At 49.8% G+C, this 14,875-nt stretch carries 15 protein-coding genes; 5 read left to right on the top strand and 10 right to left on the bottom strand.

The features are described 5' to 3' along the window. Nucleotides 1-198: 198 nt before the first annotated feature. From E6W40_RS00980 to E6W40_RS00970, 3 genes are all read right to left on the bottom strand, one after another. Nucleotides 199-951, bottom strand: coding sequence for a polysaccharide deacetylase family protein (locus tag E6W40_RS00980; RefSeq protein ID WP_136603772.1), 753 nt, complete (start codon nt 949-951; stop codon nt 199-201). Further along, nucleotides 948-1,535: a YkoP family protein gene (locus tag E6W40_RS00975; protein WP_168928964.1), complete on the bottom strand. Its 588-nt coding sequence runs from the start codon at nt 1,533-1,535 to the stop codon at nt 948-950. Before E6W40_RS00975 ends, E6W40_RS00980 begins: the two co-directional genes overlap by 4 nt. 254 nt (nt 1,536-1,789) lie before the next feature. After that, nucleotides 1,790-3,301 (bottom strand): sulfatase family protein, encoded by a 1,512-nt coding sequence (locus E6W40_RS00970; protein WP_136603770.1) that lies wholly within the window; start codon nt 3,299-3,301, stop codon nt 1,790-1,792. Nucleotides 3,302-3,451: 150 nt separating this feature from the next. On the opposite strand from E6W40_RS00970, the gene E6W40_RS00965 reads away from it, so the two are divergent. The 3 genes from E6W40_RS00965 to E6W40_RS00955 are packed head-to-tail and all read left to right on the top strand — an operon-like array spanning nt 3,452 to nt 6,545. Continuing rightward, entirely contained in the window at nt 3,452-4,288 is an 837-nt protein-coding gene (locus E6W40_RS00965) for an AraC family transcriptional regulator (protein ID WP_168928787.1), read from the top strand. Nucleotides 4,289-4,328: 40 nt separating this feature from the next. Next, a complete protein-coding gene (locus E6W40_RS00960; RefSeq protein WP_136603768.1) occupies nt 4,329-5,831 on the top strand; it encodes a sensor histidine kinase in 1,503 nt (500 codons plus the stop codon). A gap of 15 nt (nt 5,832-5,846) precedes the next feature. Further along, nucleotides 5,847-6,545, top strand: a complete 699-nt coding sequence (locus E6W40_RS00955) for a response regulator transcription factor (RefSeq protein WP_136603767.1) — start codon at nt 5,847-5,849, stop codon at nt 6,543-6,545. Here E6W40_RS00955 and E6W40_RS00950 read toward each other — a convergent pair. The 4 genes from E6W40_RS00950 to E6W40_RS00935 are packed head-to-tail and all read right to left on the bottom strand — an operon-like array spanning nt 6,542 to nt 10,722. Then, nucleotides 6,542-7,642, bottom strand: coding sequence for an aliphatic sulfonate ABC transporter substrate-binding protein (locus E6W40_RS00950; RefSeq protein WP_168928786.1), 1,101 nt, complete (start codon nt 7,640-7,642; stop codon nt 6,542-6,544). The two genes, E6W40_RS00955 and E6W40_RS00950, sit on opposite strands and share 4 nt — an antisense overlap. Before the next feature lie 27 nt (nt 7,643-7,669). Next, nucleotides 7,670-8,491 carry an ABC transporter ATP-binding protein gene (locus tag E6W40_RS00945; RefSeq protein ID WP_136603765.1) on the bottom strand — a complete coding sequence of 274 codons (822 nt, stop codon included), beginning with the start codon at nt 8,489-8,491 and terminating at the stop codon, nt 7,670-7,672. After that, the gene (locus E6W40_RS00940; RefSeq protein WP_136603764.1) at nt 8,467-9,234 is read right to left on the bottom strand and encodes an ABC transporter permease; all 768 of its coding nucleotides are present in this window, start codon (nt 9,232-9,234) and stop codon (nt 8,467-8,469) included. The genes E6W40_RS00945 and E6W40_RS00940 overlap by 25 nt, the downstream gene beginning before the upstream one ends. A 30-nt stretch (nt 9,235-9,264) precedes the next feature. Beyond that, complete coding sequence (locus tag E6W40_RS00935) at nt 9,265-10,722, bottom strand: sulfatase family protein (protein WP_136603763.1); 1,458 nt, start codon at nt 10,720-10,722, stop codon at nt 9,265-9,267. Between the two features lie 225 nt (nt 10,723-10,947). On the opposite strand from E6W40_RS00935, the gene E6W40_RS00930 reads away from it, so the two are divergent. Continuing rightward, the gene (locus E6W40_RS00930) at nt 10,948-11,580 is read left to right on the top strand and encodes a TetR/AcrR family transcriptional regulator (RefSeq protein WP_136603762.1); all 633 of its coding nucleotides are present in this window, start codon (nt 10,948-10,950) and stop codon (nt 11,578-11,580) included. 27 nt (nt 11,581-11,607) lie between these two features. Beyond that, the gene (locus tag E6W40_RS00925; RefSeq protein ID WP_136603761.1) at nt 11,608-12,120 is read left to right on the top strand and encodes a DUF4188 domain-containing protein; all 513 of its coding nucleotides are present in this window, start codon (nt 11,608-11,610) and stop codon (nt 12,118-12,120) included. A gap of 112 nt (nt 12,121-12,232) precedes the next feature. Here the strand turns inward: E6W40_RS00925 and E6W40_RS00920 are convergent, their stop codons facing one another. The 3 genes from E6W40_RS00920 to E6W40_RS00910 all read right to left on the bottom strand — a co-directional run bounded on the left by E6W40_RS00920 (nt 12,233) and on the right by E6W40_RS00910 (nt 14,874). Beyond that, entirely contained in the window at nt 12,233-12,922 is a 690-nt protein-coding gene (locus E6W40_RS00920) for an ABC transporter permease (RefSeq protein WP_136603760.1), read from the bottom strand. Next, entirely contained in the window at nt 12,915-13,838 is a 924-nt protein-coding gene (locus E6W40_RS00915; RefSeq protein ID WP_136603759.1) for an ATP-binding cassette domain-containing protein, read from the bottom strand. The genes E6W40_RS00920 and E6W40_RS00915 overlap by 8 nt, the downstream gene beginning before the upstream one ends. Before the next feature lie 103 nt (nt 13,839-13,941). Continuing rightward, nucleotides 13,942-14,874 carry a sensor histidine kinase gene (locus tag E6W40_RS00910; RefSeq protein ID WP_136603758.1) on the bottom strand — a complete coding sequence of 311 codons (933 nt, stop codon included), beginning with the start codon at nt 14,872-14,874 and terminating at the stop codon, nt 13,942-13,944. Nucleotide 14,875 lies beyond the last annotated feature (1 nt).

Raw genomic sequence — 14,875 nt, 5'->3', positions numbered from 1 at the left:
TAATGGTTCGTACTGTATTTTTTATTCAATCTATTTTTTTAGATCGTCTATAGGGCTATCATAATCCACCATTTACCATTTGTAAATAGGCAAAATAAAAAGTACAACCTCAACATTTCGTGAGGCTGTACTCCTTAATAATAAACATCTCTTCATCGCAAAAACTCATGCTCTTTGTTCATAGGTCTTCTCCATGTATCAACCCACCCGAAGGCCATCCGACAACTCGCTGCGCGCGCCATGCGCATTTTGCAGAAGCTCATCGGCTCGCACGCATTTATAACCCTGGAAGCGAACATCCTCAAGGACTTCTTCGAGGCTTGCGATCATCCGTCCCGGAGCATCAGGTACGGCTCCCCATGTATCGCCGCTGTCATGCAGCAAAATGATGGATCCTGCCTCAAGCTGGCATAGAATCCGCTCCTTCAGCGGTTTGCTCTTTCGAGCCTTTCCCCAGTCCCGCCCCATCACCGACCAGAGCATGATCCGGTATGTTTTTCGCAGTGTGAATAAATCGCCTACATTCAAAATTCCCCATGGAGGACGGTAAAACGTCGGCCGCTCGCCCGTAATCCGTTCGACGATGTCCGCGGTCCGCTGAACATGCATCTCCCGGATACGCCGCGGGCTCATGAGCCAATTGGGAAGATGCGTATAATTATGAATACCTATCTGATGCCCCTCCATGTAAATGCGTCTTATCAGTTCCGGATACTGCTCCGCTTTGCTCCCAAGCACGAAGAAGGTTGCCTTGATCCCTTTTCGTTTCAGCAAATCCAGCAGTCTTGGCGTGTACAGCGGATGGGGACCATCATCAAAGGTTAAAGCGATCTGCCTGCCAGTCCGGCCGCGAATCGTGACGCCAATCCCCAATATCCGCGTGATCACATAGGGAATAATCATATATATAAGGACAAACAGCAGTAACAGCTTCATCATCAAAAGACTCATGCTGCCGCTTCCTTGTTATATCGCAAGAACAGCGACTGCCGTGTCATCATCAGCATTTTAGGAACGAGCTTAGGAGTGTTTTGCTTCATACGTGTCCGGCCTACCGGATGCAATACTCGAAGCAGCAAACGCAAATAATAGGTGGAGAACATCCGGAACCCCTTGGAATCCAGCGGATGAAGCTCAAAGCCGAGACCATGAATGATGCCCCGGTGCAGCAGGGTAATTCCCGTTAGAGCCTTTACTTGGGCAAGCTCGGGGTCGGTTTCCATCGCATGGCTGATCTGCTTCATCGAACGCCGCAGCATTCTGGCAGTCAGCAGCGCAGCGCGGTCAGGCCCGACTTCTCTGGATAGCTCCAGCACCTGGCGGTTATCCAGATGAAGCTCCCCCACCCAATCTCCGGAATGAATCCAATGTCCGTCATGACATTCTACGCTTTTTCCATGATGCCGCCGGATGACCAGCTTGCAGATACCAAATTTCTTCATGGAAACACTCCGCAATTTCGTAATTTGATCAAAGACCGACTCCCAGGCCATCCAAACCGACTGAGCACTTGCTTTTGAAATGGAAGCTAACATATTCAATATTGGTCACATCTTTCTATTCGAAATTTGGTTTTCCTCAGTAAACCTGCTTAACCCCGCAGGACATCTGTCTATTTAGTTAGACGGTGGAAAACCTGAAACCCATGCCAACATTGTATAAAATGAATTTATCGTTTCTCTTTCTTCTTTCTTACGATTTTCTTAATTGAGGATTTTGCTCGTTTCCATAAGAAAAAGCCACCATCCTGCATGCAGGCATGGCGGCGCATTATGATCAGCTTAGGTGGCTACGCATGGGATACGCGCGGCATTGGCATCGGTTCCTTGCCCAGCTCCGCCCATATATACTTCATCAGCAGCTCCATTTTCAGAGATTGATATTCTTCCTGATCCCATAGGTTATGAATCTCTTGCGGATCCTCCTCAAGATCGAAGAGTTCCCCGTAAGTCTGGTTGTAATAAACTGTAATTTTGTAACGCTGACCCACATAGGTCTTCTGATGAATCGTAGTCGGTTCATGCCGGAATTCGCAAATTGCATGATCGCGGACGGCCTTCTCCGGGGCAAGCCAAACTGCGGACTGGTCCACGCCTGTCATGTCATGAGGCGGGATGGCACCTGCAAACCGCAGAAAGGTCGGGGCCAGATCAACCAGCGATTGAATGGAATCCGAGACCACGCCGGCAGGTGTTTGTCCTGGATATCTCACGATGAAAGGAAGCCGCAGCAAATCTTCATAATGAAAGCCGCCCTTGAACATCATGCCGTGCTGGCCGAACAGATGCCCGTGATCGGTCGTAAAGATGACAATGGTATGATCAGCGATTCCGAGTTCATCCAGCTTGTTTAGAATCCTGCCGATCGCTTCATCCATAAAGCTGACCATCCCGTAATACGTGGCGACTGCTTTCCGATGCTCCTCATCCGTCATGCCCAGATGTGAATGATAACCATGAATACCATAGCCTGTTTCCTTATATTCTGAAAAGTCAGGATTTCTTTGCTGGGTCATTTGAAAATGCGGCGGGTTATGATCATGCTCACCAGGTACAACCTGCGGCACCGTCAATTGATCCGGATCATACATGTTTGCCCACGGCTCTGGCACGAGATAAGGCGGATGTGGATCCGGAAAGCTGGCCCATAGCATAAATGGTTCTTCCTCCGCGCTGTACTCCTCTATGAGCTGATTGGAACGCTCCGCAATCCATGTATTGTAATGGAATTCTTCAGGGATCGCCCAGGAGAATTGAATCGATTCATCCATGGTACCGGTCGGAGCCGTATAATAGTCACGCCAATTCTCGCAGCCCTTTTCTTCCATCCAAAGCGCGTAATGCTGGCCCACCAGATATTCATTGGTGTGATTTCGCAGCAGTTCAATATGCTCGAAGCCATAAAAGGGACCATGAAAATCACGCCAGAATTCAAAATCATGAAGCTTATCGCGCCCCTCCAGCGACGTGTAAGGCTCCTTGGTAAAGACAGGCTGAAAGTGCGCCTTCCCTACCAATGCCGTCCGGTAGCCTTCTTCCTGCAGCAAATCCCCGACGGTTACTTCTTCTTCCGGCAGCTTCGTCCCCAGCGTCCATGCTCCATGCTGGCTTGGATACTTGCCCGTAATGATCGATGACCGTGAAGGCGTGCAGGTCGGGTTCGGACAGTACGCTCTCGTAAACGCAGCCCCCTCCTTAACCATACGATCCAAATGAGGCGTTGATATTTCCGGGTTAAATGCACCGATGGTGTCCCAATGCTGCTGATCGCTTGTAATAAGTAAAATGTTGGGCTTTGGCATATCATTTCATCCTTTGCTGGGTTCGTTTCTATCATCTTATCTGCCGGCAAGGCCGTTCAACAATGATCGCAAGTTACATATCTTTAACATTTTGTCAGGATGTATGGTACAATTCAGGCAAATTCATGTATTATGAAAGGAGATACATCCTTGCAGGAGCGGGCTGAAGAGTACTATAACGCTACCCATTTCAACCCTGATGAATATGACAAAAGCGGGGGGCTCTGGCCCATTCATGCGGGTGTGAATGAAGCCAAGCCGGATTACCATGCCGGACCGCGAATGGTACCCTACTATAGTTTGCATTTTGTAAAGTCAGGTGCTGTAGAGCTAAACACAGGTGAACAGACCGTTATTTTGCATAAGGGCGATATGTTCTGTCTATTCCCCGAACATACTTACACGTACCGTATTCATCCGGACCCGGACAAGCTGCGCATGGGATGGGTTGCTTTTCAAGGAAAACAGGCCCCCTTCATTCTCGCCTCGATCCCACTCGTTGAATCCTTACCTTATGTATCGCAAAAAGTGACCCGAGAGTTTCTGCTCGCCTTCGAGCAGCTGCTTCATACCGGAACAGGAAGTTCAGTGCATGATCGGTTGAACCGCTCTATTTTGCTCTATCGGCTGTTGAGCCAGCTGCTTCCAACTGAGCCGGAGAGCAGCATTCCAACCAAGCCGGACCAATGGATCGAGGACAGTAAAAATTATATGGATACCCACTTTACCGAGGATATTACCGTACAGGATGCCGCGGCGTATGTGGGGGTGCATCGCTCTTATTTTTCGAAAATATTCACCGAACGCGTTGGCACCACGCCCACTCTGTATCTGAAGCGGCTGAAAATGGACAAAGCACTCCTGATGCTGAAGCAAGGACACTCGGTTCTGGAAACGGCCCTGAGTCTGGGATATTCGGACACCGCTTCATTTTCACGGGCATTTCACCGCTATTTCGGCTCTGCGCCAACCCACTACTACAGATAGAAGCCATACTTAATAGACCCATCAAAGGAGCTTTGCAGATATGACGATTCTACTGATCCTCCTGATGTCGGCCATGATTATTATGTTTATCGCCAAAGCCCGGAATCCGTCCGTCTACTGGATGTCGATTATTTTGCTTGGCTGGTTCCTCAGTATGTCCGGACTCGTCCTGTTTATCGCCAAATACGGCGGATTCTATTACCGCGTCAACATCGTGCTCTTTTTCAATGACATGATCCGCAACATGCTGCTCCATTCTCCGATCAGCATCGATGGCGTCAGCCGTATGATTACGATCGGCAGATCTCTGTTCATCTTCGGATTTATAGGTCTGTCCCTGTCTCTCTTCTACAATAATCAGATGAAGCACCGTTTTCTGGTATTGTCGCTTCATGCCATTTTACCTCTAATCAATATCATTTTTTACGATCCTGTCATCTATAAGCCCATGCTCAGCTTGCTCAGTCCGAGAGGCACTTACATCATCAGCTTTATTACCCGCGGGTGGCTTGTTATATCAGCTCTCTACGCCACTTCACTTATCGTCTACTATTATTCCCATGTCACGATTCCGTGGCTGAAAAAGCAGATCAAGCATATTCTCTACGGCGTATTTGCGCTGGTTCTGTTTTATTTTTATCTGGGTTTTATGGGGCCAATGCAGGTCACGGATGTCCGCACTTATTATGTACTGTACTCCGACTTCTCCAACTTCAATCCGCCGCTGACCCTGTTTGAGTGGTATCTCGGGATCGGCATTACAGGGATTCTATCCACCATCAGCCTCTTCTCCATTTGGCGGTACACCGATATTGAGAAGAAAATGGGCGAGGAAACCCTGATGCTGGAGCGCAAGCTGAAAACGGCGGATATGGGAATCAAGGTATTCACACATGGAATTAAAAATCAGCTGCTCATTATTCAGGTGCTGCTGAATCAGGCCAAGCAGAATCCTTCTGTTGATAAAAATGGCATCGGCACGGGTAAAGAGCCGCTGGACAAGGCCAACACCGTCGTGTCCGAGACGCTCGAGCGCCTGGATCAGCTGTACCGTTCCATCAAAACCACCCATCTGCAGCTGCGTTCCGTACCCGTGTGCGAGCTGATGGAGGGAGTACTGAGCCGGTTCAATCCAAGTTCAAGGTCGCTGGAAATCCGTACAAGGTTTGATGAGGTCATGGGCATCACCATTTTGGCCGATCAAGCTCATCTGTCCGAGGCGATTTACAATATTCTGACCAACGCGGCGGAAGCCATTCCGGAGGAAAAGCGCGGCATAATCCAGATCACTTCCTATCCTGAAGGCAATTTCAATATTATCAGCGTGACGGACAACGGCTGCGGCATGGAAAAGGAACAGCTGCAGGCCATCTTCGACCCGTTTGTCACGAGTAAAAATACGACCCGCAACTGGGGTGTAGGTCTATCCTACGCCAAGCAGATCGTGCACGGTCATGACGGGCGTATTCATGTCGAGAGCAAGCCCGACTTTGGAAGCACCTTTCAAATTGTTTTGCCAATCTATCAAAAGCATACAGCTTAAGGGAGGAACATCGCGATGAACACAGCGCCTATCCAGGTCATCGTTGCTGAGGATTTAGACGTACTGCGCGAACATTTCTGCTCCATCCTGAGCAAGCATGGGGATATCCGGATCGCCGGACAGGCCGCGAGCGGCAAGCAGGCCCTGCAGCTGATGCGGACGATCGGCGCAGATGTGCTGCTGATGGATATTGAAATGGACGCCAAGCATGACGGCATTATTTATGCGCAGCATATTTTGGAGGAGTTCCCTCATGCCCGAATCGTTTTCCTGACGGTTCATGAGGATGATGAAACCATCTTCAGCGCCTTTGAGACCGGAGCCGTGGATTACGTGCTTAAGACCCGTCCGGATCAGGAAATCGTCCAGCGGGTCCGCAGCGCGCATGAAGGCATGTCGCAAATGCATCCGGAAATCACGAACAAGATCAAAAGTGAATTCACACGCATCCGCAAGAATCAGGAAAACCTGTTTCAAGCTACTATGATCCTGTCCCAGCTGACGCCTAGCGAGCTTGAAATCATCCAGCTGCTATACAGCGGCTGCAAAACTTCCGAAATTGCCAAGCAGCGGCAGGTGGAGATTTCCACGATTAAGTCGCAGATCAACGTCATCCTGAAAAAGTTCAATAAAAAACGGAGCAAGGAGGTCATCTCCCTGCTCCGTGAGCTGAATATCATTCATTTAATCCATAAGGTGCGCGGCGAGCCTTAATTGCCGCCGGCTGCTTCCTGCGCTTTCACAAACGGTTCGGTGGCGATAAACTTGTCGCCTGGTACAACTTCAGCCATTTTCCCGTTCGCCACGAACATCTTCTCCAAATTCTCAAACCATTTCACGCTAGTTCCATCCTTCATATACTCTGCGATCTTGGAGGATTCAATCCATTCCATCGTCTCATACTGCTCTTTCAATGAATCCTCCGGAACCTGTGTATACTTGGAGGTCAGGGAGATCGTCTCATCCACGTTTTTGATTTTGTAGTCATTCGCTTTGACCCATGCCTCTAGAAATTGCTGCACGACCTCAGGCTTTTCTTCCAGAAACTTCGGATTTACGACCCAGCTTGCCGGGAATACATAATCCGGGTAGAACGTACGGTTATCCCCAAGCTTCACGATATTCTCTTTGCCGAGCTGCTTCTCAATTTCCTTGGTATAGGGTGACCAGATTGCCACTGCATCTACCTTGTTCGCTACGAAGGCGGAGACCGCGCCAGCCACGTCAATGTTGACGATATTGACATCCGATGGCTTGAGTCCGCCCTTTTCAATGCCCAGGTTCAGAATCATTTCACCCGAGGTTCCCTTTGGCACTCCAACGGTTTTGCCTTTGAGATCCTTCCAATCCTGAATGCCGGATTTCTTGGTCGCATAGACCATATCACCGAAGCCAAGACTGGCCAGCGCGATAATTTTGCCCTGGCCTTGGGCAGCCAGGAAGGTTGCGCCCGGTCCAATGTAGGCGATATCCAAATCACCGGAAGCCATCGCCTGGAATTCAGGCGGACCGCTCAGAAATTTAACGGCGTTGACATTCAGGCCCGCATCCTTGAAAAATCCCTTTTCATCCGCCACCACAATCGGTGCTGCCCCGTTCAGATCGGGAATGTATCCTACGTTGATTTTCACAGGCGATTTGGGAGCGTCAGTCTTGGTTTCCTTAGGAGCATCTTGCCCGGATGCCGCCCCAGCAGGTTCCTCTGCAGCCGTTTTGCTGCCGGTACCACAGGCGCTCATCATCAGCGTCAGACACATCAGTACAGATAACAGAAGAGAAGCACGAAAGCCTTTTTTGGTATTTGTTTTCATAAACAACCATTTCCCCCTTGGCATTTCTTATTTTTGTACTTCCAGATACTCCTTGTATACCTTAGCCCAGATCTCATTCTTAATTTCGATAAATTTCGGATCCATCTTCGTCGTTTGATCCCGTGGATACGGAATATCCACATCGATAATTTCCTTGATTCTGCCCGGTCTTGCACTCATGATGACTACACGCTGGGCGAGAATGACGGCCTCCTCCACATCATGGGTAATGAAGAAGCAGGTCTTTTTCTCCGTTTGCCATGTCTTAAGCAGATCCTCCTGCAGCTGTGCTCGTGTCTGGGCATCCAGCGCCCCGAACGGCTCATCCATAAGCAGAACCTCCGGCTGAACTGCATAGGCCCGTGCAATCGCGACACGCTGCTTCATACCGCCGGACAGTTCCTTCGGGTATGCATGGGCAAAATCCTTGAGGTTCACGTACTCCAGATACTGTTCCGCTTTCTCGCGCCGCTCGGCCTTGCTGTATCCGCGCAGCTTCAGACCAAACTCGATGTTTTTAATGACCGTTTTCCAAGGGAACAGGGCATACTGCTGAAACACGACCCCCCGATCCTTCCCTGGTCCGGTAACAAGCTTACCATCCACTTCTACCCTGCCTGAGGTGGCCTGTTCCAAGCCGGCAATGATGTTCAGCAGCGTCGTTTTGCCGCAGCCGCTGGGTCCGACCACGCTGATGAATTCATTGGGCATAATGTCCAGGTTTGCATCATTCAGCGCGATGACCTCACCGCTTCGCACCTCATATGTCTTGCGTAGATTCTCAATTTTGATCTTGGGCTGTTCCAGTGCGGCTATACCCGGGGTTACGATTTGCGCAGTTCCTGCCATCCTGTCAGTCTCCTTTCGAGATAGAGTACACCTTTGTCCATAGCGAGGCCAATCACACCGATGACGAAAATACCCATAATGACAAGGTCCATCCGGAAATAGAGACTCGCTTCCATAATCATGTTGCCAAGCCCCTTGTTTGCTCCGGTCATTTCCGCAGCAACCAGTGTAGTCCAGGCGCTGGCCAGACCCAGCCGGACACCGACCAGAATATAAGGAAATGAGGCCGGAACCACCACTTCAAAGAAAATATGGCGGTCGGTTGCTCCCAGCACCCGTGCGGCTTTGATCAGCGTTGGATCGACGTTGCGCACACCTTGGAAAATGGAGATAACCATGACCAGGAAGGTAGCGATAAAAATGACGGCGATCTTCGCTGACTCCCCGATTCCTTGGGATACAATGACCAGCGGAATCAATGCGATCGGCGGAATGGTACGAAAAAACTGGATCCATGGCTCGATAACCGCCCTGATATTTTTATACCAGCCCATGACAAACGCGACAGGTATGGCTACGACAAGCCCAAGAGCAAAGCCCCCGAGTACTCGCAGCATGCTGGCGGATATATTCGTCCAGAGACTTCCGGCCTTTGCTTCCGCGAACAGCGTTTTGGTAATACGGATCGGATCCGTAATAATGGCGCCCACGCTCGGTATTTTGGATAAAGCATACCAGATCAATATCCCGCAAATGACCGAGAGCGGCGTAATGAGTCGTGTGGATATGCGGCTTGCGTTCATGTTATTGCCCCTCCTCTTATTCATGCTGTATTAGAATTCGTACGCGGGCTTCATTCCCTCATCTGTCCGCCGGCCGAGAAGCTTCGATGCAGCTTCCACATACCCTTTGCTGCGCAGACGGCTCACCCAGTCGTTTTCCGTTAAGTATTTATAAGGACCTGTTTCAATCACCTTTTGCATGGGATCGGCCTTGTATCCCGGTTTATTCATCTGCTCCTGCAGCCAATTCGCGATGCGATGCTCCATGAGGCTCACAACCTCCGGGTACTCCGCAGCCACATTCCGCGTCTGATGCGGATCCTGCTCCATGTCGTACAGAATCACTTCTTCAAAGTCGTAGAGTCCTGTGTGATAAGTCCTTAAAAAGAACCACTTGGGGTCGCGGACCGAACGTTGACATGTATACAAGGCATGCTCCATGACCAGATAATCACGGCCTTCCATTTCCACGCCTTGGAGCGCTCGGAGATACGACTTTCCATCCCAGCCGCTTGGAACCGGGAGCCCGGCCATGTTGGTAATCGTGGCAATCGCGTCCACATTATAGAGGAAACCGTAATAGGTTCCGCCTGCTTTCGCGATGCCCGGAGCCTTGATAATCAGCGGAATGTGATGCACCGCCTCCGTCGCGCATGGATGCTCTACATAGATCCCCTGCTCGCCCATCGATTCCGCATGATCCGCGCTGACGACGATGCAGACTTCGTCTTCGATGCCGAGTTCCCGCAGCGTATCCATTAATTCTCCCACGAAAGAATCCATATAGGATACGGCACCGTCATAACCATCAATCAGATGCTTGAAATCCTCGCGGCTTCGGATAGCACCCGGCATCGTCTCCGGATAATGATCGCCCCAATGCAGAAAGGATGCTGAACGCGGGAAGGTGTCCTTTTGCTGCGCTTCAATCTGCGCTTCATCCGGGAAGGCTCCGGCAGGCGAATCCTTCCACTGCTCCATGTACGCTCTCGGATACGTATAAAAGCTGTGCGGGTCCCAGTACTGGATATGCAGAAAGTAATCATCCTCCTTCCCGTGGGCTTTAAGCCAGGGAATCACGGCCGCGTTCACCTCGTCCGCATTCTCGTTTCCTTCCTTCAACGTATGGGTGTGTACCTCATTCCAGCCGGCAAAATACCACCAGGCGTGATGCCGATCCCCAAACGTCGAGAAGGTGACCGTCTTCATGCCTGCCTTGCGCAGATAGCGTGTAAAGAAAGGAATGCGTTCGCTGTGCCCATCCCCTTCCGGATACTGGAATTCACAGCCCGGTCCCCAGTGGGTAAGCGCACCGTGATTAACGCCAAAACGGCCGGACATAAAGCTTGCGCGCGAAGGTACACACGGAGAAGATACGGTATAACAGCGCTCGAACCGCATTCCTTCCGCAGCAATCCGGTCCAGATTCGGTGTCGTCTTTCGGTGGTACCCATAGCAGCTCATATGATCCGGACGGAGCGAGTCAATATCCAGGTAGATCATTCTCATGCTTATCAAGTCCTTTGCTTCAAAGTTTGTTTAACATGCTGTGTCAGGTCTGTATCCGCTTTCATGAATTAAGTATAATTTTGATTTCTTGATCACAAAAGGTTGAACTTTTTTACAACTTTTCTAAGAAATCAGAGATGTGAACATTATAAATACTTTATCTTGACAAAATAAGTTAACGCGAGTTAATTTATTAACATAAGTTAATGATTGGGGCATATATACATGAATATCAACGACATCCCTTTGCGGGAATTAAAAAAATCCAAAACAAAAATTGCCCTCTATGAAGCCGGGCTATCCTTCACCCAAAACCGTATGTTCAAAGACGTGCTGCTTGACGATATCTGCCGAATGGCGGGGGTTTCCCGCGTGACCTTTTTCAAGTTTTTCAGCAAAAAGGAAGATCTACTTGTTTATTACATGCGGGTGTGGCTTACCCGACGCATCATCGAGATCGGTTCGCGTAAGCTTCGGGGATTTGATGCGATGCGCTTAATACTGCAGAACATCGCAGACAATACCCGATCGAACGAAGGCATCATGCCCAGCCTGATCGCTTTTTTATCCGAAATGAACATGCACTGCAGCATGCCGAAGCTGAGCGAAGCCGAGGTGATGCTCCTGTTCCCGGGCAACGAGGAGGCTGGCGCCAAGAGTCCGGATATGTTCGCGCTATTTACCCAGTGCATGAATGAGGCACGGGAGGACGCCACGCTGAGGCCTGACATTGAGACTGAAGCGGCAGTGTCGTTCCTGTTCAGTACGTTTTACGGCGGATTTCTTACCTCGCGATTATACGGATCGAAGGATGTCATGGCTTTTTATGAAACTCATCTAAAGCTGATCGAAAAATAACCTTTGGGATGAAAAGGAGTGTTCTTCATGGAAAAAGTGGTTCCAGGCCGCTATACAGCGCAAACGGAGGATTCATTCGTGGTATTTATGATCGGAATGCGGATTAACCGACTATGGGCAGTCCACCGCTGGCTCCCTGTATTTATGGCCATGCCCGGCATGATCCGCGAATTGTATATGAATCGTGATCTTGGCTTTAAAGAAGGTCATATGCATTTTTCCTGGCGCAGGGTCTGTCTGGTTCAATACTGGGATTCCTTTGAACAGCTGGAGCACTACGCGAGGAAGGGTCAGAAGCACTTGAAGGCCTGGAGGGATTTTAACCGTAACATCGGAACGGACGGGACCGTCGGCATTTTTCACGAGACGTACATCATACCCAAAGGCAATTACGAGTCCGTGTACAACAACATGCCCGTGTTCGGTCTGGCCAAAGCTACAAGCCATGTACCCGCTACTGGACGCAGAGAGACGGCAAGCCGCAGGCTTGGGCGGGACAGCGAGCCTGCCGTACCGACGCCTGCAAATCCGGTGCAGTAAGGCTTATAACAAAGGAATCCAGCTGTTCCGGAAGATTTAGGCTTATATTGCACAAAAAAAGCACCCTTTTCCGGCAGATTTGCCATTGAAAGAGTGCTTTTTTCGAATCGAATTAGACAATATCGGCTTTATCCACGTTTCGGAAGGAAAGATATGCAACCAGGAAGCCGATGATTCCCAGAATCAAAGGGATTGTCACGCTGGAGCTGAGCGTATAGCCCTTGTTGCTGGAGCTGAGCAGCCCCATGAGAATGACGGAGGATACGATTGTAGTCGGCACGGATTTTTTGCGCATTCCGAAATACAAAGGGATCAGGCTGATACCTGCGGCGGACAGCGTCTGAATGAAGAGCTGGATGCCCATATGCAGGAGAACGGTCCCGTCCGGTTTACCCGGAAGGAAATGATAATGGCTGTTCACGGCCAGAAATACGAGGCTGACAATAACGGTCGCGATAATCATCGTGACAAGGATCAGGAAAAGAATCAGCAGCATTTTCGCCATGATCAGCTTTTTGCGCGCAATCGGGTACGTAAACATCACGCTTACGGTCTTGGTTTTGTATTCATCGATAATGAACCTGCTGAGCAGCACCGAGCCGAACACAATGAATACGGCCCGGACAAAAAGGCCCCCTATGGATAAGGCATCCGCATAGCTCGTAAAGGTAGGCTCTCCGTTGTCCTCCGCGTATGGCATGAGCCACATGAAAAAGGAAATAATGATGATCGCGATACCCGCGCCTCTGACATACCATCCGAGTTTCTGTTTTTTCATCTCCAGCTGGATCAGTTTAAGCATGCTTCTCACCTCCGCCAATCTGCTGCATGAAATATTCCTCAAGCGATGTGTGCTTATGATTTAAGGATTCGATCTCGACATCATTGAGCACGAGTGCTTTGGTAAGCTCCTGCTGCGTCCAGCGCGACTCATAGACCCGGACCATCGTATCGCCAATGATTTTGAAGTTGCTCACACCAAGCTGGTTTTCCAGGATAAAGGCAGCTTTTTTGCAATGAGGCGTCACGATTTCGATATAATCGGTATTTTCGCTGCGCATGTCATTCATGGATACCTCGCGGATGAATCTGCCCCCTTGAAGGATGCCGATCGTATCCGCAACCTGCTCGATTTCGCTCAGCAAATGGCTGGAGACCAGCAGCGTCATCCGGTATTCCTTGCTCAGCATTCGCAGCAAGCTCCGAAATTCCTTAATACCCACCGGATCGAGTCCGTTAATCGGCTCATCCAATATAAGCAGCTCGGGCTTGGTTATGATCGCGCGGGCCATCCCGAGCCGCTGCTTCATACCGAGCGAAAAATCGCCTACTGCCTTGTCGTCGATGGAAGTCAAATTCACCAGCTCCAGCGCTTCAAGAATCGCATGTTTATTGTAAAAACCCATATATTCACAGTGAAGCTCCAGATTTTCCTTGGCTGTCATTTTCTCATAAAAGATCGGATATTCGATAATGCTGCCGATGCGCTTAAACAGATCTACCGACCCTGGCATCAGCTTTTCCCCGAACATTTCGATCTCGCCGCTGGTCGGCTTCACAAGATTAAGCAGCATCTTCATCAAGGTCGTTTTGCCGGCGCCGTTCGGGCCAAGCAGTCCGTAAACCTGACCCCGCTGGATATTCATGCTGACGTCCGAGACGACTTCTTTACCTTTAAATATTTTGCTTACTTGGCGGGTACTGACGACATAGCTCATACGTCCCTTGCTCCTCTCGTTCTTGCTTAAACCCAGTATAGCCGCCAACATTTTCTTATTTCTTGCGTAATTCTTACGAATATCTTAAGCTGAGAGCTTTCCGTCAAGACAACCTTTTCAGAGAGATCGTAAAGACGGTCTGTTCGTGAGGCTTGCTGGTTACCCGTATTTCCCCGCTCATGAGCTCAACCAGCCGTTTGGTAATCGTCAGTCCGAGCCCGCTTCCCTGAAAGCTCTTGTTTCTTGAATCCTCCAGCGTGTACATCCGTTCAAAAATAAGCGCCTGTTCCTGCTCATGAATGCCTTTACCCTTGTCCCAAATCTCGATCAGTACCCTGTCGTCATTACTGCGCACGTTCATGCCGATGACCCTTCCCAGCGCACCATACCGGACTGCATTGCTGAGTACATTGTTCAGTGCACGGCTCAGTGCCTCCTCATTTGCCCAGGCGTACAGCGGCGTATCCGGAATATCAATGACTGCCTGCAGCCCTTCGGATTCGATCATGTCATAGAACATGAGCATGCTGTTTCTAGCCATTTCATTGATATGTATGCGGGTGAGCGGAATCTCCTTATCCCCCGATTCCAGCTTGGCCAAATCGAAAAACCGGTTAATCAGCTCCACGATCTCTATGGCCTTCATATGCACCTTGTTTAATAGACGCTCCCTTTCGGGAGACGAAAGATCCGGCTGTCTGTTCAGAGTTTCGATGTAGCCCAGCACTACGGTAAGTGGCGTCTTCAGATCATGCGATATATTCGCCAGCATCCGCCGCATCGCATTCTCTGTGCGCGCAAAGTCGGCAATGGACTGCCTGTTTTGCGAAAGCAAACGGTTGATGGCATTCAGCAGCCTGCGGTATTCGCGATCCTCTGTAAAAAGCAGCAGCTGCTCCTGCGGAGACGAATCCATGATCGAGGCCAGCTTATCAATCATATAACTGAGCTGATTAGCCCTTTTTTTTCGGTAAACCCACTGCAATATATTGAGGAGTAGCAGCATGCCAATCAAAACAAGCAAAATGGCTGTCACC

The organism is Paenibacillus dokdonensis (genome assembly GCF_004916975.1).
Classification (GTDB): domain Bacteria; phylum Bacillota; class Bacilli; order Paenibacillales; family Paenibacillaceae; genus Paenibacillus_AQ; species Paenibacillus_AQ dokdonensis.
This window is presented reverse-complemented; position numbering and strand designations above follow the sequence as displayed.